Source organism: Bacillus sp. T-10(2022), assembly GCF_056502895.1.
Window position 1 is genome coordinate 2,575,806 of sequence record NZ_CP113518.1, and the last position, 26,391, is coordinate 2,602,196.

Annotated in this window: 24 protein-coding genes; 22 read left to right on the top strand and 2 right to left on the bottom strand. The window is 41.1% G+C overall.

What is annotated here, in order from left to right:
• The first annotated feature begins 39 nt into the window (after positions 1-39).
• The 16 genes from OSJ91_RS12580 (at position 40) to OSJ91_RS12655 (ending at position 17,200) form a co-directional block, all read left to right on the top strand.
• Complete coding sequence (locus OSJ91_RS12580) at positions 40-903, top strand: branched-chain amino acid ABC transporter permease (protein ID WP_063233567.1); 864 nt, start codon at positions 40-42, stop codon at positions 901-903.
• Between the two features lies 1 nt (position 904).
• Positions 905-1,900 (top strand): branched-chain amino acid ABC transporter permease, encoded by a 996-nt coding sequence (locus OSJ91_RS12585; RefSeq protein WP_413017334.1) that lies wholly within the window; start codon positions 905-907, stop codon positions 1,898-1,900.
• Positions 1,897-2,667, top strand: coding sequence for an ABC transporter ATP-binding protein (locus tag OSJ91_RS12590; protein ID WP_485891720.1), 771 nt, complete (start codon positions 1,897-1,899; stop codon positions 2,665-2,667). The genes OSJ91_RS12585 and OSJ91_RS12590 overlap by 4 nt, the downstream gene beginning before the upstream one ends.
• Complete coding sequence (locus tag OSJ91_RS12595; protein ID WP_485891721.1) at positions 2,660-3,367, top strand: ABC transporter ATP-binding protein; 708 nt, start codon at positions 2,660-2,662, stop codon at positions 3,365-3,367. The genes OSJ91_RS12590 and OSJ91_RS12595 overlap by 8 nt, the downstream gene beginning before the upstream one ends.
• Positions 3,368-3,389: 22 nt before the next feature.
• Positions 3,390-4,571, top strand: a complete 1,182-nt coding sequence (locus tag OSJ91_RS12600; RefSeq protein ID WP_350302472.1) for an ABC transporter substrate-binding protein — start codon at positions 3,390-3,392, stop codon at positions 4,569-4,571.
• A gap of 388 nt (positions 4,572-4,959) precedes the next feature.
• Complete coding sequence (murQ, locus tag OSJ91_RS12605) at positions 4,960-5,868, top strand: N-acetylmuramic acid 6-phosphate etherase (protein ID WP_485891887.1); 909 nt, start codon at positions 4,960-4,962, stop codon at positions 5,866-5,868.
• Between the two features lie 11 nt (positions 5,869-5,879).
• The gene (locus OSJ91_RS12610; protein ID WP_485891722.1) at positions 5,880-6,737 is read left to right on the top strand and encodes a MurR/RpiR family transcriptional regulator; all 858 of its coding nucleotides are present in this window, start codon (positions 5,880-5,882) and stop codon (positions 6,735-6,737) included.
• A 32-nt stretch (positions 6,738-6,769) separates the two neighbouring features.
• On the top strand, positions 6,770-8,140 hold the full coding sequence (locus tag OSJ91_RS12615; protein WP_485891723.1) for a PTS transporter subunit EIIC: 1,371 nt from the start codon (positions 6,770-6,772) through the stop codon (positions 8,138-8,140).
• The gene (locus OSJ91_RS12620) at positions 8,137-9,147 is read left to right on the top strand and encodes a MupG family TIM beta-alpha barrel fold protein (RefSeq protein ID WP_485891724.1); all 1,011 of its coding nucleotides are present in this window, start codon (positions 8,137-8,139) and stop codon (positions 9,145-9,147) included. The genes OSJ91_RS12615 and OSJ91_RS12620 overlap by 4 nt, the downstream gene beginning before the upstream one ends.
• Before the next feature lie 211 nt (positions 9,148-9,358).
• On the top strand, positions 9,359-11,302 hold the full coding sequence (locus OSJ91_RS12625; protein WP_485891725.1) for a glycoside hydrolase family 3 protein: 1,944 nt from the start codon (positions 9,359-9,361) through the stop codon (positions 11,300-11,302).
• Positions 11,303-11,315: 13 nt separating this feature from the next.
• Complete coding sequence (locus OSJ91_RS12630) at positions 11,316-12,554, top strand: exo-beta-N-acetylmuramidase NamZ family protein (RefSeq protein WP_485891726.1); 1,239 nt, start codon at positions 11,316-11,318, stop codon at positions 12,552-12,554.
• Between the two features lie 190 nt (positions 12,555-12,744).
• Positions 12,745-14,220, top strand: a complete 1,476-nt coding sequence (gene nagE, locus OSJ91_RS12635; RefSeq protein WP_485891727.1) for an N-acetylglucosamine-specific PTS transporter subunit IIBC — start codon at positions 12,745-12,747, stop codon at positions 14,218-14,220.
• Between the two features lie 371 nt (positions 14,221-14,591).
• The gene (locus tag OSJ91_RS12640; protein ID WP_485891728.1) at positions 14,592-15,020 is read left to right on the top strand and encodes a DUF1801 domain-containing protein; all 429 of its coding nucleotides are present in this window, start codon (positions 14,592-14,594) and stop codon (positions 15,018-15,020) included.
• A 45-nt stretch (positions 15,021-15,065) separates the two neighbouring features.
• A complete protein-coding gene (locus tag OSJ91_RS12645) occupies positions 15,066-16,109 on the top strand; it encodes an oxidoreductase (protein ID WP_485891729.1) in 1,044 nt (347 codons plus the stop codon).
• 124 nt (positions 16,110-16,233) lie between these two features.
• The gene (locus OSJ91_RS12650) at positions 16,234-16,875 is read left to right on the top strand and encodes a hypothetical protein (RefSeq protein ID WP_485891730.1); all 642 of its coding nucleotides are present in this window, start codon (positions 16,234-16,236) and stop codon (positions 16,873-16,875) included.
• Positions 16,876-16,912: 37 nt separating this feature from the next.
• On the top strand, positions 16,913-17,200 hold the full coding sequence (locus OSJ91_RS12655) for a hypothetical protein (protein ID WP_485891731.1): 288 nt from the start codon (positions 16,913-16,915) through the stop codon (positions 17,198-17,200).
• A gap of 170 nt (positions 17,201-17,370) precedes the next feature.
• On the opposite strand, the gene OSJ91_RS12660 is transcribed toward OSJ91_RS12655, so the two are convergent.
• Positions 17,371-18,558 carry an MFS transporter gene (locus tag OSJ91_RS12660; RefSeq protein ID WP_485891732.1) on the bottom strand — a complete coding sequence of 396 codons (1,188 nt, stop codon included), beginning with the start codon at positions 18,556-18,558 and terminating at the stop codon, positions 17,371-17,373.
• A gap of 121 nt (positions 18,559-18,679) precedes the next feature.
• On the opposite strand from OSJ91_RS12660, the gene OSJ91_RS12665 reads away from it, so the two are divergent.
• Together OSJ91_RS12665 and OSJ91_RS12670 are read left to right on the top strand one after the other, a co-directional pair.
• A complete protein-coding gene (locus tag OSJ91_RS12665) occupies positions 18,680-19,126 on the top strand; it encodes a MarR family winged helix-turn-helix transcriptional regulator (protein WP_350302483.1) in 447 nt (148 codons plus the stop codon).
• Positions 19,127-19,419: 293 nt separating this feature from the next.
• A complete protein-coding gene (locus tag OSJ91_RS12670; RefSeq protein ID WP_350302484.1) occupies positions 19,420-21,009 on the top strand; it encodes a long-chain-fatty-acid--CoA ligase in 1,590 nt (529 codons plus the stop codon).
• Positions 21,010-21,176: 167 nt separating this feature from the next.
• Here the strand turns inward: OSJ91_RS12670 and OSJ91_RS12675 are convergent, their stop codons facing one another.
• On the bottom strand, positions 21,177-21,680 hold the full coding sequence (locus OSJ91_RS12675) for a hypothetical protein (protein ID WP_350302485.1): 504 nt from the start codon (positions 21,678-21,680) through the stop codon (positions 21,177-21,179).
• A 759-nt stretch (positions 21,681-22,439) separates the two neighbouring features.
• On the opposite strand from OSJ91_RS12675, the gene OSJ91_RS12680 reads away from it, so the two are divergent.
• Genes OSJ91_RS12680 through OSJ91_RS12695 form a run of 4 tightly spaced genes read left to right on the top strand, consistent with a single transcriptional unit; the run spans position 22,440 to position 26,388 of the window.
• A complete protein-coding gene (locus tag OSJ91_RS12680) occupies positions 22,440-23,543 on the top strand; it encodes an amidohydrolase/deacetylase family metallohydrolase (RefSeq protein ID WP_350302486.1) in 1,104 nt (367 codons plus the stop codon).
• On the top strand, positions 23,521-24,630 hold the full coding sequence (locus OSJ91_RS12685) for a DgaE family pyridoxal phosphate-dependent ammonia lyase (protein WP_350302487.1): 1,110 nt from the start codon (positions 23,521-23,523) through the stop codon (positions 24,628-24,630). Before OSJ91_RS12680 ends, OSJ91_RS12685 begins: the two co-directional genes overlap by 23 nt.
• Positions 24,627-25,382, top strand: a complete 756-nt coding sequence (dagF, locus tag OSJ91_RS12690; RefSeq protein WP_350302488.1) for a 2-dehydro-3-deoxy-phosphogluconate aldolase — start codon at positions 24,627-24,629, stop codon at positions 25,380-25,382. Before OSJ91_RS12685 ends, dagF begins: the two co-directional genes overlap by 4 nt.
• Positions 25,375-26,388: a sugar kinase gene (locus OSJ91_RS12695; protein ID WP_350302489.1), complete on the top strand. Its 1,014-nt coding sequence runs from the start codon at positions 25,375-25,377 to the stop codon at positions 26,386-26,388. The genes dagF and OSJ91_RS12695 overlap by 8 nt, the downstream gene beginning before the upstream one ends.
• The last annotated feature ends 3 nt before the right edge of the window (positions 26,389-26,391 follow it).

Genomic DNA, 26,391 nt, shown 5'->3' on the forward strand with positions numbered 1-26,391 from the left:
CAGCAAAGTGAAATTCAATAATTTTCAAGGAGGAAGTAAATGGAAATTTTGATCCAGCAGCTTTTTAATGGTTTGACGATTGGCAGCGTATATAGTCTTGTTGCCCTGGGATTGACGCTAGTATATGGAATTTTGCATATCCCGAACTTTGCCCACGGTGCCCTATATATGTTGGGTGGATATATCACGTTATCAATGATGACCTTATATGGGGTCAATTACTGGATTGCCATGTTCGTATCCATTATCGTTGTTGGTTTGTTGGGAGTCCTTTTGGAACGTTTCGTGTTTCGCCTGTTAAGGGAGGCACCTCCATTGCACGATAAGATAGCCGCAATCGGAATTCTCCTTTTTCTTGAAGCCTTTGCCCAATTTGTCTGGGGTGCCGACTTCCATACAATGACTTCTCCATATGGTCAAGTGGTCAATATCATGGGCCTAACGTTCACACTTCAGCGATTATTGATCATCGTATCAGCTATCGCAGTTATGGTTTTACTTTACCTTTTCCTAAAGAAGACTTATACCGGCTCGACGATAATAGCGATGTCCCAAAGCCGTGAAGGTGCTTCATTAGTGGGAATCAACATTAATAAAGTTGCGATGCTTACCTTCATGATATCGGGTGGATTAGCAGCCATAGCTTCATCTCTTGCATCACCGATTAACCTTGTTTTTCCCGGCATGGGGCATTTAGTCATCCTAAAAGCATTCGTCATTATCATATTGGGCGGGATGGGGAGCATCCCGGGGGCGATCGTAGGCGGATATATCCTGGGTTTCAGTGAGAGCCTGGGCGCAACTTATATTTCAAATGATTATAAAGACATCATTGCATTCATTCTTTTAGTCGTAATATTAACCGTGAAACCAACAGGTCTTTTTGCCAAGGGGGAGAGGTAGCGTGAAGATATTAACGAAAAGAAATGGGATTATCGCTCTTATCATCTTTGCTTTTTCATTCCCCTTTATCGCTCAAAACGATTATTATCTCCATATGCTGACACTTTCGTTCATCTGGGCGATAGCTGTTTATGGAATCAATTTATTATCAGGATATACTGGATATCTCTCGCTTGCACATGCTGGATTTTTTGCGATTGGAGCATATTCGCTTGGCCTCCTGACGGTAAAAGCGGAAATGAACTTTTGGCTGGCGCTTGTATGTGCATGTTTAATCACATGTGCAATTGGGTTTTTAATCGGTTTGATCGCGCTGAGGACAAAGGAACATTTTTTCGCGATTTATACCCTATGTGTAGGTTACATCATATATCTGGTCATCGATAAATGGGAGGGACTTACAGAAGGGGTTAGGGGATTGATCGGTATCCCTGCTCCTGGGAATATAGGGCCGATCACATTCGATACTGCAGCATCCCAATATTATCTAGTCCTCATTTTCCTGCTTGCAGTGATTTTAATCGTGTATCGAATTATACGCTCGTTGACCGGCAGGACGTATATGGCAATCAGGAACAGCGAGGACCTTGCACAAACGATTGGTATATCCACAATGAAGAATAAGTTAACCGCATTTGTCCTATCCACATTCTTTGCAGGTTTGGCAGGTGCTTTGTATGCTTCATTCATTCGTTTCATTGGACCTGATATCGGATCAACTGCCATAATGTTCGATCTATTGATGTATTTATTGGTTGGTGGAATAGGGACACTTTCAGGTCCGTTGGTAGGAACATTATTGTTAGTAATCCTTTCGCAGAATCTGCAATTCCTTCAAGAATATCGAATGTTGATATTCGGGCCATTGCTTACGGTGATCATTATCTTTTATCCGCGCGGAATCGCAGGGGCCTTCTTTGATTGGCAAAGAAAGCGAAAAGATAATGAACTGTCCAGGGTGAGAAGCGAAATGCACATAAAAGCTGAGGAGGGATGAAATTGCTAATCGAAACAAAGAATTTGACAAAGCGGTTTGGAGGATTGGCGGCCGTCAATAATGTGGATTTTACGATTGAAAAAGGTAGAATCAATGCAATAATCGGACCAAATGGAGCAGGAAAATCAACTTTTTTCAACTTGATCAGTGGCTTTCATCGACCAACTTCCGGGACGGTCCTTTTTAAGGGGATTGATATCACCAAACTTCCTGCCTATGAAATAGCGGGGCTCGGAATTTCAAGAACCTTTCAAACGACAAGCCTTTTTGATCAAACGACTGTGTTGGATAATGTCATTGTCGGTCATAGGCTGCGAACCAAATCCAATCTGGTGGATGCCATTCTAAGAACAAAACGTTTAAAAAGGGAGGAAGCGGCTTGCAGGGATAAGGCAATGGAGGTTCTTGATATTGTCGGATTGACGGAATCGGCTGACAGAATGGTCTCCAGCATCTCGCAGGAGGAAAAGAAACGGACAGCCATTGCCCTTGCCCTTGCGACTGACCCGGAAATTATCTTTCTTGATGAACCTGCTGCGGGAATCAATCCGGATGAAACGGAAGGATTGACAGAACTGATTAAAAAATTGAATCGATCGGGACTGACCGTTTGTTTAATCGAGCACAAAATGCATATGATCATGAACTTGGCAGACCACATCATGGTCCTTAATTACGGAGAAAAAATTGCCGAGGGCACACCTAAGGAAATCCGCGGAAATGAAGCGGTGATTAAAGCCTATTTGGGAGGGAGTGCCAGTGCTTAAGTTAACCGATGTCGCCGTGAATTATGGAAGTTTCACTGCGATAAAACATGTGAATATCGAAGTTTCCAAGGGAGAGATCGTTGTTTTGTTGGGAGCTAATGGGGCAGGAAAAAGCACGACTTTTCGTTCCATAAGCGGAATCAGTAAGCTGTCCAAGGGGGAAATTCATTTTCTGGGCATGCCGATAGGGGGCCGTGCCCCGGATAAGAATGTTCGGGAGGGGATCGTCCAGTGTGCCGAAGGACGTAAACTGTTTCCACAGATGACCGTCCAGGAAAATCTGAGGATGGGTGCTTATGTGCATCGAAAGAAGAAAGCGGAGATCAAGGATTCCTTGGAATACGTCTATCACTTATTCCCGATTTTAAAAGAAAAGCATCATGATGAAGCGGGAAGCCTGAGCGGCGGCCAACAGCAAATGCTCGCAATTGGAAGAGCCTTGATGTCGAAACCGAAATTGTTGATGCTTGATGAGCCTTCGGTGGGACTCGCTCCACTTATTGTCGAACAAATGTTTCGGGTCATTGAAGAAATAAACCGCGAAGGAATCACGGTCCTGCTTGCTGAACAAAACGCGAATGCTGCTCTCGGCATTGCAGATAAAGGATATGTTTTTGAAAATGGGGAAATTGTCGTTCAAGGGACAGCAAGTGAGTTATTAGCCAATGATGAAGTAAGGAAAGCGTATATTGGGGCCTGAAAAAATTGAATGGGGGATTTTTATGAAAAAACTGAAAGTATTATTTATTTTTCTCCTGCTAATGATCACTGTGTTGACTGGGTGCAATAAAGGGGATAGCCCTGTGTCAAGCAGTGGCAGTAAAGGCAAAAGTGAAAATGTCGTTAACATCGGTTTTAGCGGTCCTTTAAGCGGGGCAGCAGCGTTATATGGGAAACGGACATTGAATGGTGTGGAAATGGCTGTCAATGAAATTAACGATGCTGGTGGGTTTGAAGTAAATGATAAGAAATACACATTGAATTTAGTTTCGTTGGATGATAAATACCTTCCCAATGAAACAGGGTCGAATGCTAAACGGTTAATTCAGGAATATGATACGCCGATCATTTTTACGCCTCATAGTGGGGGTGTGCTGGCACTTCAGGTTTTTAATGAACAAGAGGAATTCATCATTGGGGCATATACGAGTGAACCGGCAGTGACCGATAGCGGAAATTCATTAACCGTTCGAATTCCACCGAATTACGAGGGGTATATTGAACCTTTTACAACATATGCAATGGAACATTTCGGCAAGAAAATTGCCGCTTTGCCAACATCTTCGCAATACGGTAAAGACTGGACGGAAGCCGTGCTCCCACATTGGGAAAAGCAAGGCGGAAAAGTCGTTTATAATTCATCGATTGATTTCGCCAAAGAAACCGATTTCTTTACGATTGTCACCAATGCCTTGAAAAAAGATCCTGATGTGCTATTTATCGGTGGTGCTTCGGAACCAACGGCAAAAGTAGCGAAGCAAGCTCGGGAGCTAGGGTTTAAGGGCGGTTTCATCATCATGGATCAAGCAAAGCTGGATCAAATGAAGCCGATTGCAGGTTCATATGAAACATTGGAAGGCTCGATTGGCGTTCTGCCACTGATGGACTCAGATGAAGAAGCAATACCTGCTTTCGTTGAGAAATATCAAAAGAATTATAAGGAAGATCCAAGCTCCGAAGTTGGTTTGAACTATATCGCCATGTATGCGTTTGTGGAAGCGATGAAATCTGCAGGCAGCGTTGATGATGCCAAGGCCATCCGTAAGCATATGCAAGATGGACTTTCAAATATAGGGCCAGATCAAAAAATATACGATATTCCCTCAATTGATGAAAATGGAGGATTTGCATCAACTATTGTCGTCGGTGCAGTAGAAAACGGGAAAGTAGTCCCTATCCGTTAACTGGGTAAAGGAATGAGGTATCCAGGGGCCAGGGTAGTATGTTAGTTTGGCATTTTATTATATTACTTGTGCGTGTATCGTTCCCAAGTTTGGGGACGGTACACGTTTTTTTATTGTTGAAAGAATTTACACCAAAAATAGGTGGCTCCCATAGGTAAATTACGGCACTCAGAAAGGGCTATCGATGCAAATTTTATTTAATAAGGAGTCCGCCGGCATGGGGGTTTTGAGGAAAGAAAAATGCTAATTAACAAATTTTATAAAAATATCTTGTATCCGAGTAATGAAAACGCTATCATTGAATATAATATGAAATATAATTTCATTATTTTCTATAAAAAAATGAAATTATATTTAAGTAATTGTTAATGGGAGGATTTAATTGTCTATGGAAGAACACTTGCGTACATTAACGACCGAATTACGGAACGAAAAGACAATGAATATCGACAGTGTAAATACTATGGAAATCATTTCTGCAATCAATAAAGAAGATTATAAAGTGGCAGCAGCGGTTGAAGAGGTATTGCCAGAAATTGAAACGGTGGTTGAATGGGCTTGCGAATCGTTAAAAAAAGGAGGGAGACTCATATACATCGGAGCAGGAACGAGCGGAAGACTCGGTGTGCTGGATGCGGTGGAATGTCCCCCGACTTTCAGAACACCGCCTGATAGGGTACTGGGAATAATCGCAGGAGGGGAAAAGGCGTTCGTTCGGGCTGTTGAAGGAGCAGAGGATAAAGAAGAGTTTGGGGAATGTGATCTGATTGACGTGGGCCTTACAGCAAATGATACGGTTATTGGCATTGCGGCAAGCGGCCGTACCCCTTATGTGAAGGGCGCTTTACGTTATGCAAGAAAAGTCGGGGCTAAAGCGGTCGCTTTATCATGCAATAAAAACGCGAGCATCACAGAAGCAGCTGATATAGGGATTGAAGTGGTTGTCGGACCGGAAGTGTTAACAGGATCCACGAGAATGAAAGCGGCAACCGCACATAAAATGGTACTTAATATGATTTCAACGGCAACCATGATCCGGCTGGGAAAAGTCTATGAAAATCTGATGGTTGATGTAAATGTCAGTAATCAAAAACTGAAGGAACGTGCAATAAGCATCATAGAAACTGTAACGAATGCTGACTATGATCAAGCATTGAATACGCTTGAAAAGGCAAATAATCAAGTTAAGCCAGCGATTGTCATGATAAAAACGGCAACAGATTATGAAAAAGCAATGGAGTTACTGGAAAATGCGGATGGAGATGTCAGAAAAGCAATCTCAATCCATGAAGATTAAGGAGGGAAGAAATGGCTACAGGAGGATTATCAATCATACAGACGATGTTGAGCAAGCTGCCGCAATCTGAACAAAAACTAGCAGAATATATTCTCAAGAATCCTCATGAAGTTGTGAACAGCACTGTACAGGAATTAAGTACGTCTGCCCAAACAAGCGGGGCTGCTGTTATTAGGTTGTGTAAGTCGCTTGGCATAAAAGGATTTCAAGATCTGAAAATAAGGATTGCTGGAGATTTGATGAAGACCGTTGAACAGGGCTACCGGGATATCGAGCCTTCCGAATCACTGTATCGGATTGTGGAGAAAACAACGAGTAATTCGATTCAGACCATCCGGGACACATCTGAAATAATCGATCACGATAACCTCAAACATGCGATAACGCTGATGCTGAAAGCTAAAACCGTCCACTTTTGCGGTGTCGGTGCTTCGAATATAGTTGCGGCTGACGCTCAGCAAAAATTACTACGCATCAATAAAGGGGCAACGGCTTTTACAGATATGCATTTAGTTGCAACCTTGATTGCAAATGCTGATGAAAATGATATCGTTTTTGCCATTTCATTCTCGGGGGAAACACCTGAAGTTGTCAATATATTGAAGCTGGCAAAAGAACGTGGGGTCAAGACGATCGGGCTGACTCATTATGGCCAAACAACGGTATCTTCTTTGTGTGACGCTACACTGTATACATCCTTTTCGAATGAAGCACCGTTTCGAAGTGCAGCCACATCCTCACGATTGGCACAATTATATATGATTGACATTTTGTTTTTGGGGATGGCTTCAGAGCAATATGAAGAGACTGTCCAATATATTGATAACACCAGGTCTGCCATTAAATCGATGACAGATCGATATAAATGATTGATACGAGATTTGAAAAAGGGGGCTTTTGAATGGGTAAGGGGGATAAGTACGCCAGTTTAGCCGAAGAATTATTGGGGAAATTAGGCGGGGCATCAAATGTTGCCGATGCTGCACATTGTATGACCAGACTAAGGGTACTGCCAATCGATCGTTCGAAAGTAAAAATGGACGATATAAAAAATACGGAAGGCGTTTTTGGCGTCATTGAAGAGGAGACGATACAAATCGTCCTCGGGCCAGGCGTGGTGAACAAGGTTCATACAGAATTTGAAAAGCTTTTGGAAGATTCTTCAGGCAATTTGAACTTAAAGGAAGTGGCCTCAAAGAATAAATCAGAGATTGATAGGAAAAATGCAAAACCTTTTAAACTTTTTTTACGCAGGATTGCAAGTATTTTCATCCCTTTAATCCCCGCCTTAGTGGCATCAGGTTTGATTACCGGTATTACAAAAGCAATCGTTCAAGCAGGCTGGCTAGCAGCAGAGTCGCAACTAGCCATCATTTTAACCGTTATCGGGTCAGGGCTCTTTGCCTATTTGGGGATTTTGGTTGGGACCAATGCGGCAAAGGAATACGGCGGTTCACCTGCACTTGGTGCAGTAGCGGGTATCTTGGTCATCAATCCGGCCGTCGGCGACATTTCATTGTTTGGTGAAAATTTGCTCCCTGGCCGCGGTGGGTTGATAGGAGTCCTCTTTGCAGCTATTTTCATAGCCTTGGTGGAAAAACAGGTCAGGAAATTCATTCCTCAATCACTGGATATCATTTTGACGCCAACCATCGCTTTACTCATTACCGGGATTGTCACTTACATTGTATTTATGCCGGTAGGAGGGTTTTTATCGGATGCCATTACGACTGGGTTATTGAATGTATTGGATTTCGGCGGTGTTGTAGCTGGATTCGTCCTTGGTGCGGCCTTCCTCCCTCTCGTCATTACTGGTTTACATCAAGGTTTAACGCCTGTCCATCTAGAATTGATAAATTCGATTGGAGATGATCCACTGCTTCCCATTTTGGCGATGGGTGGCGCGGGTCAAGTGGGAGCGGCATTTGCCATCTATATGAAAACGAAGAAAGCAAGTTTGAAGCGAGCAATCGGAGGAGGCCTTCCTTCCGGGATGCTTGGTATCGGCGAACCGCTTATATTTGGAGTGACCCTGCCATTGGGCAGGCCTTTCTTAACGGCATGTTTAGGTGCAGGAGTAGGCGGAGCATTCCAGGCTCAATTCGGAATCGCAACGTCGTCCATCGGTGTGTCCGGACTGCCGCTTACCTTTTTAGTTCATCCAAACCAAATCGCTCTGTTCCTAGCTGGATTGTTCATTTCCTATATAGCAGGATTTATTTTTACGTATCTGTTTGGATTTAAAGATGAAATGGCGGTTGAATTCAAGTGATCGGAATCTCTTTTTATCTACAAGACCCGCATGCAGAAACACAAATCATACATGCTGCAACCCTGGGAGTGAAGAGAGCATTTACCTCGCTTCATATTCCTGAAGAAAAGGGCGACCTCGTGAAGAGAATGATCAGACTTTTAAAGCTTTCAGAGTCCTACGGAATGGAAATCCATGCAGATGTCTCAATAAAAACGCTTGATCATTTGGGGATTAGCAAATATACGGATTTATGGCCATTAGGTATTAAAGGTATTCGCCTTGATGATGGATTTGATAAAGAAACGGTCATATCTTTATCCAAGGTGTTTTCACTTTCATTGAATGCAAGTACGTTGAATGAAGATGAACTTTTAGCCGTGCTTGGAGGCGGTGTGGAACCGGAAAGTCTGATAGCTTGGCACAACTTTTATCCAAGGCCTGAAACGGGCCTTGAGGAAGAATTCTTTCATGAACAAAATCGAATGTTCAAGAAATACGGCATACCGATCTTTGCTTTCATCCCAGGTGCAGGAAGTAAACGCGGTCCAATTCATGAAGGTCTTCCAACGCTTGAAAAACACAGGTTGATGAATCCTTACGCTGCCGGTATCGAGCTGTTTCAGCATGTGGAAGGAGTTTACGTTGGAGATCAAGGAACGGAGAATAATCTGCTTGAGAATCTGACCGCTTATAAAAATCAAAATATTCTAACTGTTAGAGCGGAATCCCGACTCTTGCAAAGCGGTCCGTACGAATTGAGGCCAGATGTTTCTCAAGATGTTTTCCGGCTGCAGAATACCCGGGTCACAGCAAATGTTGAGCCGAGTAATACAGTTGCACGCAGCCTTGGATCCATAACGATGGACAATGATGGTTACGGAAGATATCGGGGAGAGGTCCAAATTTGCAAGAGAGACCTAGGGGCAAATCACCGAGTTAATGTGATTGGGCGAATCATAGAAGAAGATATTCCCTTGCTGTCCCTTCTAATGCCTGGTCAAACGATAAAACTTATAATTGAGTGACCAATTGGGCTCTATGAATCAATTATACAGGGATAAATGATATATTTCATGATGGCTTGTTTAAAAGAGGCGGCTGACGGGATTCCCAATGCTGCCTTGATTTTTTTATAGGATCTATATAGTTCTTTTCCATTCATTTATACCCCTTCATCGATGTGGTTATGGAATTGCTGCTAAAAGAACTAAAAAGTATACAAGGGAGGAAGCCTAAATGATAAAAAGGATATGTGCCCCTGCTGGAATCGCATTATTCTTAGGTTTTATATCCATTCTGGGAGGGAATGCGACAGCAAAAGGATCAGAGACTGAAAAAACGGTATCGGATATTCAGGAAATCGTAGCAAACATGACAGTCGATGAAAAAGTCGGACAAATGCTCATGCCGGATTTTCGCAATTGGCAAAAACAAGGAGAATCGAAGGCGACGGGGTTTATTGAAATGAACTCAGAAGTTGCAAGCATCATCAAAAAATATCATCTGGGCGGTGTTATTCTGTTTGCTGAGAATGTAGTCGATACCGAACAAACGGTTCGGCTCACCGATGGTTTGCAGATGGCAAGCCCGGACCTTCCGCTGTTCATAACGATTGATCAGGAAGGGGGAATCGTAACTCGCCTTCAAACTGGAACGAACCTTCCTGGTAATATGGCACTTGGTGCAGCCAGAAAGGAGAGTTATGCTTATCAATCTGGAGAAATCATTGGCAAGGAACTGTCGTCACTTGGCATAAATGTCAATTTTGGGCCGTCTGTCGATGTCAATAATAATCCTGGAAATCCCGTTATTGGCGTTCGTTCCTTCAGTTCTGATCCGGAACTTGTAGCAAAGATGGGCATTCAGACGATAAAAGGATTGCAAAATCAGAACACGATAGCAACGACCAAGCATTTCCCCGGCCACGGAGATACAGCAGTCGATAGTCATTATGGTCTCCCTCTTGTTTCTCATGATAAAGAACGTTTGCGTTCCATCGAGTTGATGCCTTTCCAAAGGGCAATCGATGCTGGAGTTGATATGATGATGACTGCACATGTTCAATTTCCTGCATTCGATGACACTACGTATATCAGTAAAAAAGACGGTCAAGAGATTATGGTTCCTGCGACGTTGTCACATAAGGTCATCACGGGTTTATTACGTGAAGAAATGGGTTTTGACGGTGTTGTGGTTACAGATGCATTGAATATGAAAGCCATCGCGGACAACTTCGGACAGGAAGAAGCTGTTGTCCTTGCATTGAAGTCAGGAGTTGATATTGCATTGATGCCTGCACAGGTTAATTCGCTTCAAATGGAAAAGAATTTAACCTCTGTATTCAATGCAGTGAAGGCAGCAGTGGCAAGCGGGGAAATTCCTCTAAATCAAGTCAATCAATCTGTAACGAGGATACTTGAACTGAAAGTGAAAAGAGGGATATTAAACCCTGATGAAACTCCGATCGATAAAAAAATCGAAACCGCGCTTCAAGTGGTAGGGAATGAAGATCATTTGAAAAAAGAAAGGAAAATCGCGGAAGATGCCATCACCTTATTGAAAAATGAAGACAAAACATTGCCTTTCAAACCCAAGAAAAATGATAAAGTTTTAATTCTTGCTCCTTTTGATGACCAAGTTGAATCCATGTCCAGGAGCATTAGCGAATTAGCTGTTAAAAAGAAAATAAAGAAAGTCCAAATAACGGGTATGAGTTTTTCAGGAAAGTCATTTACAGATCAAGTGGCCAGACTCATTGATGAATCGGACTTTGTCATAACTGGTTCCTATGTTGTCAAAAACGATCCGGCTGTCAATGATGGAGTGATCGATGATAGCATTCAAGATTCTTCGAAGTGGGCAACAGCCTTCCCTAGAGCGGTCATGAATCATGCTAATAAGAAAGATAAAGAATTTGTTTTAATGAGTTTAAGAAACCCTTATGATGTTGCAAACTTTGAAGAAGCGAAAGCGGTTCTTGCTGTTTACGGGTTCAAAGGGTATTCGAATGGGCGTTATAGACAGCCGAATATCCCGGCAGGCATCTCGACCATTTTTGGAGAATCAAAACCAAAAGGCACGTTGCCGGTCGATATACCATCAGTAACTAAGCCCTCTGAGAGTCTTTATAAATTTGGATATGGATTAGATATTAAATCTGGAAGACCCATTAAAAAATAGGGAGAGAAGCTCTTTGAAAAGAATGATAATCCTTTTTACCATTTGTCTGTTGACTTTCGGCATTGTTTCCTCAAAAAGTGTAACCGCTGTTAAAGAGAAGAAAAAACAAAAGGTCAGTCCCGGTATTGAAGTCCTTTTAAAAGAAGAAAAGAACGTGTTAAGCGGAAAGAAAGTCGGCTTGATTACGAACCCAACTGGCATCGATTCAAAATTAACCAGCATCGTCGATCTACTTCATGATGATCCGGACATTAATTTGACAGCGTTATTTGGTCCTGAACATGGAGTGCGTGGAGATGCGCAAGCTGGTGCAAGCGTTGAATATTATATTGATGAAAAAACAGGGTTGCCCGTTTATAGCTTATATGGCAAAACGAAAAAACTGACGCCTGAAATGTTAAAGGATGTTGAGGTCCTTGTTTTTGATATCCAGGATGTCGGAACACGCTATTACACTTATATCTACACGATGGCATATGCAATGGAAGCAGCCAAAGAAAATGATATCCCCTTTATCGTGCTGGACCGGCCGAACCCGCAAGGCGGGGAGTCGGTAGATGGGCCGGTACTTGAACCTGAATTCTCATCGTTTGTCGGTTTGTACCCAATACCGCTTAAGCATGGGATGACAGTTGGGGAACTCGCGACTTTGTTCAATAAGGAATTTAAAATTGGTGCAGATCTTAAGGTCATCAAGATGAAAGGCTGGAAGCGAGATATGGACTATGATGATACTGGTCTCCCTTTTGTCTTGCCGTCACCGAATATGCCGGCAGTTTCCACTACTTTCGTGTATCCGGCTACAGGCTTGATCGAGGGAACGAATGTCTCGGAAGGCAGAGGAACGACTAAACCATTCGAGTTGATTGGTGCTCCTTATATAAACAGTGATGAGCTTGCTGGGAAATTAAATGAATTAAGGTTACCTGGCGTAAAATTCAGGGCAGCCTCCTTTACACCTACATTTTCAAAACATGCAGGTAAACTCAGCCACGGAGTGGAAATTTATATTACGGATAGAGAGGAATTCAAGGCTGTCCCTACTGGACTTCACATCATCAAGACCATTCAGGATCTATATCCTGGTGATTTCGAATTCCTTGCAGCCAAAAATTTCAATTTATTGATTGGCAATGGCTGGGTAATGTCAAGAATTGAAGAAGGTTCATCAGTAAATGAAATCATGAAAGAATATCAAGTAAAGCAGGATGCTTTTAAAAAGGTTCGTAAAAACTACTTGCTCTATAAATAAATGAAAAAAGAAAAGTCCGGTTGGACTTTTCTTTTTTTTATGAACTTTCAATGGATGTGTAAATCGCTAAGACTTTATTCCTGAATATAGCCAACTTTATATATGAAATGAAGTTCTAAAATGGAAGGAACCGTTGTCTAATAGAATATGGGGTTTGCCCTAAATCAGTAATTGACAGGAGGAAAGCGGGATGAAAAAATATCTTCAAAAAATTGGACGTTCCTTGATGCTGCCAGTGGCCGTATTGCCGGCAGCCGCCATTTTAATGGGGATCGGTTATTGGATAGATCCGGCAGGATGGGGAGCGGGAAGTCCGTTAGCGGCTTTCTTAATAAAAGCAGGTTCTTCGATCATTGACAATATGGCTATCTTGTTTGCTGTTGGAGTGGCGTTGGGGATGTCGAAAGGAAAAGATGGAGCCGCCGCTTTAAGCGGGCTGGTAGCCTATCTAGTTGTAACGACATTACTTTCCACGGACTCTGTAGCGATGCTGCAGGGAATTGATGCAAAGGATGTAAATCCAGCATTTGTGAAAATAGAAAATGCATTTGTCGGAATTCTCTCGGGCCTTATAGCGGCAGCTATGTATAATCGGTTCAGTAAGGTCGAGCTGCCGGATGCACTCGCTTTCTTTAGCGGTAAACGCCTTGTCCCGATCCTTACTGCGGTTGTCATGTTACTGGTTTCCCTTATATTATTCTTCGTATGGCCACTCATCTACTCCTGGTTAGTTATATTTGGGGAAGGAATAAGTGAATTAGGTGCTGCTGGAGCAGGACTCTATGGATTCTTTAATCGGCTTTTGATACCAACAGGTTTACATCATGCGTTAAACTCTGTATTCTGGTTCGATGTAATAGGACTTAACGATATCGGTAAATTCTGGGCTGGAACAGGAATAAAAGGAACCACAGGCATGTATCAAGCCGGATTCTTTCCCGTCATGATGTTCGGTTTGCCGGCAGCAGCCCTTGCCATGTACCATACGGCAAAATCACGGAAGAAAAAACAAGTTGCCTCATTAATGCTCGCAGCCGGTTTCGCTTCATTTTTCACAGGCGTCACTGAACCGTTGGAATTTGCTTTCATGTTTGTTGCACCAGCCCTATTCGTTGTGCATGCCTTATTAACAGGAATATCATTAGCTATTGCTGCGACTTTTCAATGGACAGCAGGGTTCGGTTTTAGTGCTGGATTCATTGACTTTGTATTAAGTTCAAGATTACCACTGGCAAATGAACCGTATATGCTACTTCTTCAAGGACTGGCTTTTGCTGTCATCTACTATTTCTTATTCCGATTCTTGATAACAAGGTTCAATTTATTGACTCCCGGCAGAGAAGATGATACAGAAGATGAGCTTGATGGCGGAGGAGGGATTGCGGAAGCAGACAGCGGTCAAGGCGGGAATAATGAGAGTAAATTCTTTGGAATGGCTTCCGCTATTTATGAGGGATTAGGCGGAGACGCAAACGTTACATCTGTAGATAACTGCGTTACCCGTTTAAGAGTTGAAGTGGAAAATATGGGGGCTGTCGATCAGAATAAAATCAAATCAACAGGGGTTGCTGGAATCAATATCGTGGGTCCCCAAAGCATTCAAGTCATCGTAGGGACACAGGTACAATTCATAGCTGATGAAATTGAAAAAATCCGGCGGCAATAAGTCTGGATAAACTGCATTTTGCCTTATAATGCAAAAATCTACGATCAGAATTATATTTTCTGATCGTAGAGATTTTTATGATAAAGTACTTATTTTTTAACGCACAAAAGATTTATCTTTATAAACTCTGCTCTTAAAATAGAATAAAACGAATCAATGTTCTATAATATATAAGGGTATCGAATGAAGGATTTGCCATGGAGCTTGGAGAACTAGTAATGAAGAACGTCCGCCAATCATTGATACTTCGGTGATGAAGGCTATATACATACATATCAACCTAAAAACATGATTGTATAGGGTACTAAGATACTGAGCAAGCGATATCTTATGAATTTTTTCTACCTTTTAATATAAGGGAGGTTCCGGTCATGTATAAACAAAAAACCAAAGAAACTGACAGTAGTGTCATTGAGTTCATTGAGAACGTCGATAATCCGAAAAAACGTGAAGATGCATACGAATTGTTGGATGTTTTTACCGAAACGACAGGTTGTGAGGCAAAGATGTGGGGACCGAGCATAATTGGGTTCGGTACCTATCATTATAAATATGAATCAGGTCACGAAGGCGATGCCCCGCTGGTGGGCTTCTCGCCTCGAAAAGCAAAAATCAGTTTATATTTTGCTCCGGGAGACAAAAAAAGAGAAGAATTGTTACAGGCATTTGGTAAACACACTACCGGAAAAGCGTGTGTGTACATCAATAAAGTGGCAGATATCGATATTAACGTATTGAAAGAATTGATTATTCAATCTGTCAAGTTTTTGAGAGATACATACCCGGACAATGAAATATAATAAAATGTATGTTTAAGAGGAACAAGAAAGCGAGTGGGAACGAAAATGAGAAAAATTAAAGTGGGCATAGTTGGATACGGATTGTCAGGAGCTACTTTTCACGCGCCATTACTAAGCGTTTTAGAGCAATTTCAAATAGCGAAAGTAGTCAGCTCCAATAAGGAAAAAGTCCAAAAAGATTTGAAAGATGTGGAAGTGGTAAGCAGCTTAGAGGAAATTCTTGAAGACCCGTCCATTGATTTGGCTGTTATTACGACACCGAGTGGTTTACATTATGAAATGGCCAAGCAAAGCTTGTTAGCCGGCAAGCATGTCGTCCTTGAAAAGCCAATGGTAGTGGAAGCTTGGGAGGCGGAGGAGCTCATTAAGATTGCCGAGGAAAAGAATTTGCTATTAAGTGTCTATCATAACCGGAGATGGGATAATGACTTTTTGACCGTGAAAAAACTTATGGATGATGGAGTGCTTGGGGAAATCAATACATACCAAGTCCATTATGATCGATACCGGCCTGTGGTCAGGGATAGATGGAGGGAAAAACCAGGCCCGGGATCAGGCATGCTTTATGATTTAGGATCACATCTCATCGATCAAGCACTTCATTTGTTTGGATTGCCGCAATTCGTTTTGGCAGATGTATTTTCCCAAAAAGAAAATGCTGAAACGGATGATTATTTCCATGTAATATTAGGATATGAAAAGCTGAGAGTTATCTTGCATTCTGGCTCAATCGTTCCGTTTAATGGACCGCGCTATCAGGTGCATGGAAGTAAAGGATCATTTATCAAGTACGGTCTTGACTGCCAAGAGGCAGCCCTAAGTGAGGGTAAAAAACCGTTGGATGACTCTTGGGGTGCAGATGAACCTGAATTCTATGGTAAGCTGGTTACGGTTGAAGGTGAAAATGAGACACATGAAACCATTGAAACACTGCATGGATCTTATTTAACATATTACCAATCAATTGCCGATAGTATATTGAGCGGGAAAAAAGCTCCAGTAACCGCCCAAGAGGGATTATCGGTCATTAAAATCATTGATGCGGCTTTTGAAAGCAGTAAAGGGAAAAAAGCCGTATATATTAAATGAAATTCATTTTCCCCTTATAACAATATAAATGATAAAAACTGAATGATAAGCGGCCTTATTCTCAGAAATAAGGTCGCTTTTTATTTTGGCTAAATAAAATCATTAACTTAAGGAGCAAATACCCGTGAATTCGAATATTACGCAAGATTTTGAGCTGTTTTCACATGAAATTGGAGCGAATATCCGAGAGTTGGAAGCGTTACTCGTGAATTCGTGCCATTTACTCGTGAATTCGGAGCAAATACTCGTGAAATTCATCCATTTACTCGTGAATATGGAGCAAATACTCGTGAAATTGACGCATTTACTCGTGAGTTTGAAGCAAATACTCGTGAATTCGGATGTTACGCATGAGTTTGAGAAGTTTCCGCATGAAATTGGAGCGAATATCCGAGAGTTGGAATCGTTACTCGTGAATTCGTGCCATTTACTCGTGAATTCGGAACAAATACTCGTGAAATTCATCCATTTACTCGTGAATTCGGAGCAAATACTCGTGAAATTGACGCATTTACTCGTGAAAATGAAGCAATTACTCGTCGATGTTACGCAAGATTTTGAGCTGCTTCCGCATGAAAATGGAGCGAATATTCGAGAGTTGGAAGCGTTACTCGTGAATTCGGAGCAAATACTCGTAAATTCGGATATTACGCAAGATTTTGAGCTGCTTCCGCATGAAATCGGAGCGAATACTCGTGAGATTCATCCATTTACTCGTGAAAATGAAGCAATTACTCGTAAATTCGAATATTACGCAAGATTTTGAGCTGTTTTCACATGAAATTGGAGCGAATATCCGAGAGTTGGAATCGTTACTCGTGAATTACTGCCATTTACTCGTGAATTACTGCCATTTACTCGTGAATTCCGATCAAATACTCGTGAGATTCATCCATTTACTCGTGAATTTGAAGCAAATACTCGTGAATTCGGATGTTACGCAAGATTTTGAGCTGCTTCCGCATGAAATCCGATCAAATACTCGTGAAATTCATCCATTTACTCGTGAATATGGAGCAAATACTTGTGAAATTGACGCATTTACTCGTGAATTTGAAGCAAATACTCGTGAATTCGGATATTACGCATGAGTTTGAGAAGTTTCTGCATGAAATTGGAGCGAATATCCGAGAGTTGGGGACGTTACTCGTGAATATACAGTTTTGGAGGATTTCAATCGTTATAAAATTCATAATGAAAACCCCCGTATAGCACCTGCTACTCGGGGGTTCGTTATGCTGTATAAAACATGAAATGCTTTTTAGGATAATGCCTTTGCATGATGAGATCGCTTTTGCCAAGCCATGGTAATCATCAAAGTAATGAATAAAAGGATAAGGCCCAACATGAACGGATAGGTGATGTGGACATCATACATCATTCCGGCAAGTGTAGGTCCGAGCACATTTCCGATGCTCATATACGCATTATTCATACCCATTGCGAAGCCCTGTTCATTCCCTGCCATCTTGGAAATCAGTGTGTTAAGAACTGGACGCAAGATGGAAGTGGAAAGGAAGATGATAAGCGAAATCAAAAAGAAAATCAAGTAACTTGTAGCAAAAAGTGATAGAAGGAAACCGATTGCTGCAACACTGATAAAGATATTCAGCACATTCACTTCCCCAAATCGCTGTACAATCCGGTCGACGACAAACAGCTGCACTATTACACTGACGATACCGGTTGCTGTAACCATGACAGCGATGTCCTTAGGACTTGAATTGAATTGATTATCAAGATAAAGACCAATTACAGATTCATATGCCATTAAGCCAAAGCTCATTACAAGAGTAATGATGAGTGGGATGAAATAAGGCATTTTCACGGATAAGGCAATCTTACGAATCATCGTTTCAGTTTTTGCATCCATGGATTGTGTAACCTGGGCCGTTTCGCTTTCTTTTAAAACAAAAATCGAAAATACCACAGCTGATAGGGATACCAGCGCAGAAATCAAAAAGGGAAACTTCAAGCCAAAGTCAGCTAAAAAACCTCCAATTCCCGGACCGACTACAATTCCTAGGGACATGGCGGCAGATACTAAACTATTGCCTTTGGCGCGTTGATCAAATGTGGTGATATCGGCTACATAAGCAAAAATTGCGGGTATAAGCAAAGCTGCTCCGATCCCGCCAATGATACGTGAAGCATATAATAACCAAATGGAATTGACTGCATAAAAAATAAACATGGATAATGTCAAACCGACCAATCCATAAATAATCATTTTTCTGCGCCCGAATTGGTCAGTCCATTTTCCGGCAATTGGTGAAAAGATAAGTTGTGCACCCGCGAAAATGGCGATCATTAGGCCAGCGGCGGTTCCGCCTTGATTAATGGAGGCCAGGTATGCTGGTAAAATGGGAATGATGATACCGAAACTTCCTATTGCTATAAACATATTGATCATGAGGATAATGATCTTTTTGCGTTGTTCTGCTGACATGGACAGCCTCTCTCTCTCTTTAAAAATCAATAACCAATTTAATTCGCATGGTTAATTTTTTGATACGTTAATTATGTTATAGTTTTAGATAGATAGTGTCAATAAGAAAGGATTGTCAAACATGAATTCAAGTGAATTGTATAATTTACATCTAGAGATCAGGGAACTAAGCAGCCTATCACAGGAATTGGTTGAACCGTTATTGGTTAAATATGATTTAACTTCTGTACAGTATCGCGCATTGCAATTAATAGTCTTGAATGAATCCATAGCTGTTAAAGATGTTTCGAATCATTTGAAGATTAAACCTGCAGCAGGAACTGCACTAATTGATCGGCTTGAACGGAAGAAGTTGATTGAGAGGGTACACAGTGAGGATGATCGGCGGGTAGTTTTTATCCAATCCACCGAAAGTGGAAGGAATACCTATCATTCCATCAATCAGTGTTTTACCAAAATTTTTCGTGACTTTTATAGCGTCCTAAATGAAGAGGAAACGGAACGTCTCAAACAAATCGTTGGGAAACTTACCGAACATCTGTCGTCATGCATAGAGAATAAAATATAGTCTTCCTGACGTGTACAGTTTCCATTATAATAGAAAGAAGAAGCACTATATATTTATTAAAGCAGTGAATTTCACTGTTTTTAGGTAGTTAATTATCAGAATAATTAAAAAATATACTAAGTATAAACGTCATTCAATAATTTTTTTATGGTGTAAGTAATCCATTAAAGAAGATATGACGGCTGGAAAATGAAAATGTATCAAAAGGAAAAGAAGTTTTTTTCTCAGGATTCATCATGACGAACCAGGCAGGGTGCTGATTACAAAGAATCTGAAAAGAAGGAGATGGTAAAATGATTTCCCCATTAACCCCAATGGATTGGAAGCGCAGGGCCGTAAAATATTATCCTCAAAAAGTGGCAATCATCGATGAAGAGAAAGAGTTTACATATAAGGAATTCGGGCAGCGAATAGATCAACTTTCCAAAGCATTGCATTCTTCGGGAATTGAAAAAGGCGACCATATTGCAGTAATGTTGCCAAATACGCATTATATGTTGGAATGTTTTTATGGCATTTGTCAAATGGGAGCGGTAATGGTTCCTTTGAATTATAGGCTTGCTGCAGAGGATTTGGAATATATCATCAAGCATAGCGATTCAAAAATGTTGATAGTCGATGAAGAATTCACCGCTCCGATCGAAAAGATCATTACTAGACTATCATTGGAAAAAATCATTATCGTGCCTGTTGAAGGACATGAAACCACTTTACCTGGGATAGACTATGAGAATTTCATTTTGCATGCAAATGATGATGGACTGCCAGAGGTTACAATGGATGAAAATCAACTTTTGACTATAAATTACACGAGTGGAACGACTTCAAAACCAAAAGGGGTAATGTTGACCCATCGCGGGAATTACATGAATGCAGCTAATTTCATTTATCACCTTGGAGTGAAGCATGACGATGTATACTTACATACCCTGCCAATGTTTCATGCAAATGGGTGGGGGGGTGTATGGTCGGTAACGGCTACTGGCGGGACCCATGTATGTTTAAGGAAAGTTGATCCTCCTCTTATTCTCAAATTATTCGCCCAGCATAATATTACATTGTTATGTGGAGCACCTACTGTCGTCAATATGCTAGTGAATGATCCTAAAGCAAAAGAAACAAATATCAAAGTGCGTCCAAGGATGGCAACAGCAGGTGCTCCTCCAGCAGCAGCGCTTATACAAAAGGCACAAGAAATACTTGGTTTGAATATGATTCACGTTTATGGATTAACAGAAACTTCCCCTTTCATCCTATATAACGAGTGGAAGGATGAGTTTGAAGCTAAATCGGCGGACGAACAAGCAATAATAAAAGCAAGACAAGGTATTGAATTGGTTTTCAATGGGGAAACGATGGTAGTCAATCAAGATGGAAAAGCAGTCGCTTGGGATGGAAAGGAACTGGGGGAAATCATTACTCGCGGCAATGTTGTAATGGAAGGATATTATAAGGATCCGCAAAAGACGGCCGAAGCAATTCGGGATGGATGGTTTCATACAGGGGATCTGGCAGTGACCTATCCTGATGGCTATATTGAAATACAGGACAGGGCTAAGGATTTAATCATTTCCGGGGGAGAAAATATTTCTTCAACAGAGGTGGAAGGGGTATTGTATAAACATCCAGATGTTTTGGAGGCAGCGGTCATTGCCATCCCACACGATAAATGGGGAGAAACGCCTAAGGCAATCATTGTGTTGCACCCCAATGCGGAAGTGACAGAAAATGAGATCATTACCTTTTGCCGTTCAAACATGGCTCACTTTAAAGCACCGACAAAAGTTGAATTCGTAGAGTCTTTACCGAAAACGGCAACAGGTAAGCTACAAAAATACCGTTTGAGGGAAATCCATTGGAAAGGATCGAAAAAGGTAAATTAAAGGCTTTCATAGGAACGGGATATATATTAAGTGAATGTCATAAAAAGAAAATCAAATGAAGTATTGCAATTACCAAGACCAAGAATGCATTTAAATAAGCATTCTTGGTTTTTTATAATCATGGAAAGCGCCATTTCCTCTGTAATACTAGGAGCGGGATAGATTAATTAACGAGGGCTTCTAAATGAAAGATTTGACTTAGTGTAATATATATACGTTATTTTAGATAAACTTGGTTTTTTACCACTAGCATAGACTGATACATGATAAGCATGTTTTCCGGAATAATATGCTGCTATTAAACTATTAGGACTGCCAGCAAGTGCTGATGCCAGTGCAGTAGCTACTCCTGCTGGTGCGGTTGGGCCACCTGCAAACACAAGAGTACTTACGATGCTTAACCATGTTGTTCCCTTTTGATGAGCCTTTACCATCTTTCCTAATTGGGTATTTGTTAGTTTAGCTTGATGAGCAATAGGTTTGCTCATTTCAATGATGCTTGCTGTTGGTTGTATTTGTATAACATCATCACTAATTAATTTGACTTCCACAATGGGGGTGACTGTTGATGAAGGTATTGTTTCATTTTTCTCTTCGGCCAATGTATTGGGGACATGTGAGAATACTAATAAACTTATTATTAGTATTAAAAATAAGGTCTTTTTCTTCATTTTCATAACACTCCCTTATACTTTTTTGAAAATTTGGTATAATATCATACTATATAACTATATGTAGGAGGTCAGGATAAATATGGAAAATAAGGAAAAAAGTTTTAAAACAGTGAAAATTGTACTTATTTCTATATGTCTAGGTTTTATAATCAGGATGTCCTCAGTAATAATAGCTGGTCGAAATTTATTTTCTATGTACAACATAGACCTATTAATTTTATTTATAGCAATAATTGGATTAATTATATGGTTGAATAAAAAGAAAAAAAGAATCTAATTATTCGGTTTGGAGACAAAAGGGGTCCTTTAGCGGTGTCTGGAGGAACCGTTCAAACCCTTTAATCCCATTAGTCTTTATTCTGACTTAGTGTTAGTTTTTATAAAAAAATCATTATTTCCGGATAATTAGAGTGGGAACTTTCATAAATGGATTTTGTGAATTCGTTAAAAATAAAAGGCGGGAGGAAAAACAGATTGTTTTTCGTCCCGCCTTTTTTTATGAAAAGCACGAAAAATTTAAATAAACCTAATGAGATCATATTATATGAAGAAACTAGAAGCACATCGAAAAACAAACGATGATCTATTAAAAATTCTGTAAATTTAAATGAAACATTATAACGTTATATTGATTAGTTCGGCAAAATATGATAATCTGTTTTTGTAAAGAGAAATGTAATGAATTCTTACACAATTCAGTGTAACCGTATACAAAGTACTTGCAATCGATAGGAAGTATCGAAAAGGATGAGGGAAATGACAGATACGTTAGTTCTGAAGAATGTAAAGATGTTAGAGGGAAATGCAGCGGATATCATACTGGAAAATGGGATGATTAAAGAAATCGCACTACCCGGAACTGCAACAGGAGATAAGATATTAGATTATGATCAAAAAGTTTATGTTTCTAGCGGATGGATTGATATGCATGTACATGCTTTCCCGGAATTCGATCCTTATGGTGATGAAGTTGATGAAATTGGATATAAAACTGGTGTAACAACGGTCATTGATGCAGGAAGCACGGGGGCAGATAGGATATCTGATCTGGTTAGCAGTTGTGAAAATTCCAAAACGAATGTTTTCGCCTTTCTGAATATTTCGCGGATTGGATTGAAAAGGATTGATGAGTTATCGGATATTTCATGGCTGGACGAAGGAGAATTAAGGAAGGCAATTTCCAAGTACGAGGATTTTGTCGTTGGACTTAAAGCGAGAATAAGTAAAAGTGTGGTTGGTCCAAATGGTGTCGAGCCATTAAAAATCGCAAGGAGGTTCTCGGCTGAAACTGGTTTACCATTAATGGTCCATATCGGTTCAGGGCCACCTGATATTAAGGAAGTCCTTGAATTACTTGAGGAAAAGGACATTATTACCCATTTTTTAAATGGTAAAGCGAATAATTTATTTGATGTAAGAGAAGAGCCGCTGCCTGAGTTCAGTAAGGCGATTGAACGTGGTGTCCATTTGGATGTAGGTCATGGAACGGCAAGCTTTTCTTTTAAAACTGCCGAAATGGCGAAAAAGCGGGGAATCCGCTTCAATACGATCAGTACGGATATATATCGGAAAAACAGAGAGAATGGGCCAGTTTTTAATATGGCAAATGTGCTAACAAAATTTTTGTACCTCGGTTATCCATTAAAAGAGGTAATAGATGCCGTTACGGTCAATGCAGCAGCTTGGTTGCATAAACCAGAGCTTGGCAGGATTTCAACTGGGGATATTGCGAACTTGACCTTATTCTCGATCGAGAAAGAGCCGACTCTTTTATTGGATTCCGAAGGTGAAAAAAGGATGGCAGAAAAAAGAGTTGTTGTAAAAGGAGTGGTTATAAATGGAGAATTCATTGAACGCTAAATACGGTTTGAAAAGAGTCATCAATGCAAGCGGAAGAATGAGCATATTGGGGGTTTCTGCCCCGACTGACACAGTGATGGACGCGATGAAAAAAGGTGGGCAAAATTATGTTGAAATTTCTGATTTAGTCGATAAGTCAGGCCAGCATATAGCGAATTTGCTTCATTCTGAAGCAGCGGTCGTCGTAAACTCAGCATCAAGTGGAATTGCGCTTTCTGTAGCGGCGATCGTGACTGAAGGAAACAGAAGGAAAAGTGAAAGGCTTTATCAAGATCTTATTCAAAAGAATGAAATCATCATGCTGAAAGGCCATAACGTTCAGTATGGTGCACCGGTTGAAACCATGATTTACCTTGGTGGCGGAAAATTGGTTGAAGTTGGGTATGCAAACGAAGGGAAGGCAGAACATATTGCGGATGCCATTAATGAAAATACTGCCGCCATTTTATATGTGAAATCGCATCATGCTGTTCAGAAAAATATGATATCGGTCGAAGAAGCGTGGGAAGTGGCCAAAAAGAATAGTATCCCTCTGATTGTCGATGCAGCAGCTGAGGAGGATTTGAAAAAATATGTACAATTCTCCGACTTGGCGATCTATAGTGGATCAAAAGCCATTGAAGGACCCACGTCAGGTATCGTTGCTGGCAGAAAAAAATATATCGAATGGGTAAAGGTTCAACTGCACTGTATCGGAAGGAGCATGAAGGTTGGAAAGGAAACTACCTTTGGGCTGCTTCAGGCATTGGATGAGTATTTTGTCAAGATAGATAATAGCGAAAAAGAAAAAGCTAGTTTACAAGTTCTCACATCACTTGACTCCATTGATGGCGTAAAAGTAACGATAGTGCAGGATGAAGCCGGCCGCGCCATATATAGAGCCCGTATTTCCATTGATCCTTTGATAACGAAAACGACGGCGAAAGAAGTGAACGAGCAGCTCAGAAATGGGAATATTGCCATTTATACACGTGATTATGGGATACGGCAAGGCTTTTTCGATATAGATCCGCGTCCATTGCAGGGTGATGATATAAATGTCATTGAAGCACAATTAAGAACCATATTAGGAGGAAAACAAGGATGACAAACATAAATAAACGGTTATTGAATGATCGTGTAGCCTTAAATGTACTTGCAAATAGTGTGGAAAATGCAGTGGAAGTCTTTGAAGCTGCGGAAGGCCATGTATTGGTTGGTGTACTCTCAAAGGATTATCCAACTGTCGAAGCTGGTGTTACAGCAATGAAAGAATACGGGGAAGCCATTGATGAGGCCGTTTCAATAGGATTGGGCGCGGGCGATAATAGACAGGCAGCAGTTGTCGCAGAAATAGCAAAATACTATCCAGGCAGTCATATTAATCAGGTTTTTCCGGCTGTTGGTGCTACGAGGGCCAATTTAGGCGATAAGGATAGCTGGATAAATTCTCTTGTTTCTCCAACTGGGAAAGTCGGTTATGTGAATATCTCCACTGGTCCAGTAAGTGCAGGTGCAAGTGAAACTGCCATTGTGCCTATCAAAGCTGCCATTGCGCTTGTTCGCGATATGGGTGGAAATGCTTTGAAATACTTCCCGATGAAAGGCCTGAAGCATGAAGATGAATATCGTGCTGTTGCAAAAGCTTGTGGTGAAGAGGGGTTTGCATTGGAACCGACAGGTGGAATCGATTTAAGTAATTTCGAGACCATATTAGAAATTGCATTAGAAGCAAAAGTGCCTAAAGTCATTCCCCATGTATATTCTTCCATCATCGATGAAGAGACTGGTAAAACGAATGGGGAGGATGTACGGAAATTATTGGCCATGACAAAAAAATTGGTTGAAAAATATGCCTAAAAGGATTGTGGCATTCGGGGAAGTTATGATGCGTTTGCAGGTACCAGGGTATGAATTGCTATCACAGGCTAACACTCTGCAATACTCCTTTTCGGGCACGGGAGTAAACGTAGCTTCTGCGATGACAAAACTAGGACATGATGGGTATGTTGTGACCAAGTTACCGGATAACCCACTTGGGGATTCAGCGATTTCAGCTTTGCAGCGCTTAGGAATTGGAAGGAACTTCATCTCTAGAGGCGGCAAATACATGGGGATGTACTTTTTGGAAAATGGATTTGGACAGCGGGCGAGCCGTGTCACATATTCCAATCGACTGGAAAGCAGTTTTAATACAGCCACCTTATCCGATTATGATATGGATATGATTTCGGAAAGTACGGATATCATCCATTTTTGCGGAATCACGCTCGCAATGGCGGAAAATGTACGGGAAAGTATGAAGGCGCTGGCTGGAAAAGTCAAAGAAAGAGGCGGTACAGTCTGTTTCGATTGCAATTACCGTCCCTCTTTATGGGAGGGAGGTTACGCTGACGCAAAGCCTCATTATGAAGAAATGCTTTCTTTGGCTGATATCGTCATGATGAATGAGAAAGACGCCCTATATATTTTAGGAATGAAGTCAGAAAGCTCCACAAGGGAAGAGCAGCTTATTGAGTTGATCCCTGAAGTGGCCAAGAAATTCAATATTCAATCGATAGCAGGGACACATCGTTCGATCAACAGTGATAATAGCCATACATTGAGGGGGTATATATACAAGGAAGTGACATTTTACTTTTCCGATATCCTATCATTTTCCGTATATGATAGAATAGGTTCAGGCGATGCCTACACCAGCGGAATCCTGCATGGCGAATTGCTAGGATTTTCCCCTGAAAAGGCAGTTCGGTTTGCGGCTGTATCAGGAATGCTGGCATGTACTGTCGTTGGAGATACTCCTTTGGCAACCGAAAAGGAGATACTCTCGGCAATGGAAGGTAAAATGGAAGATATTAAGAGATAAAGG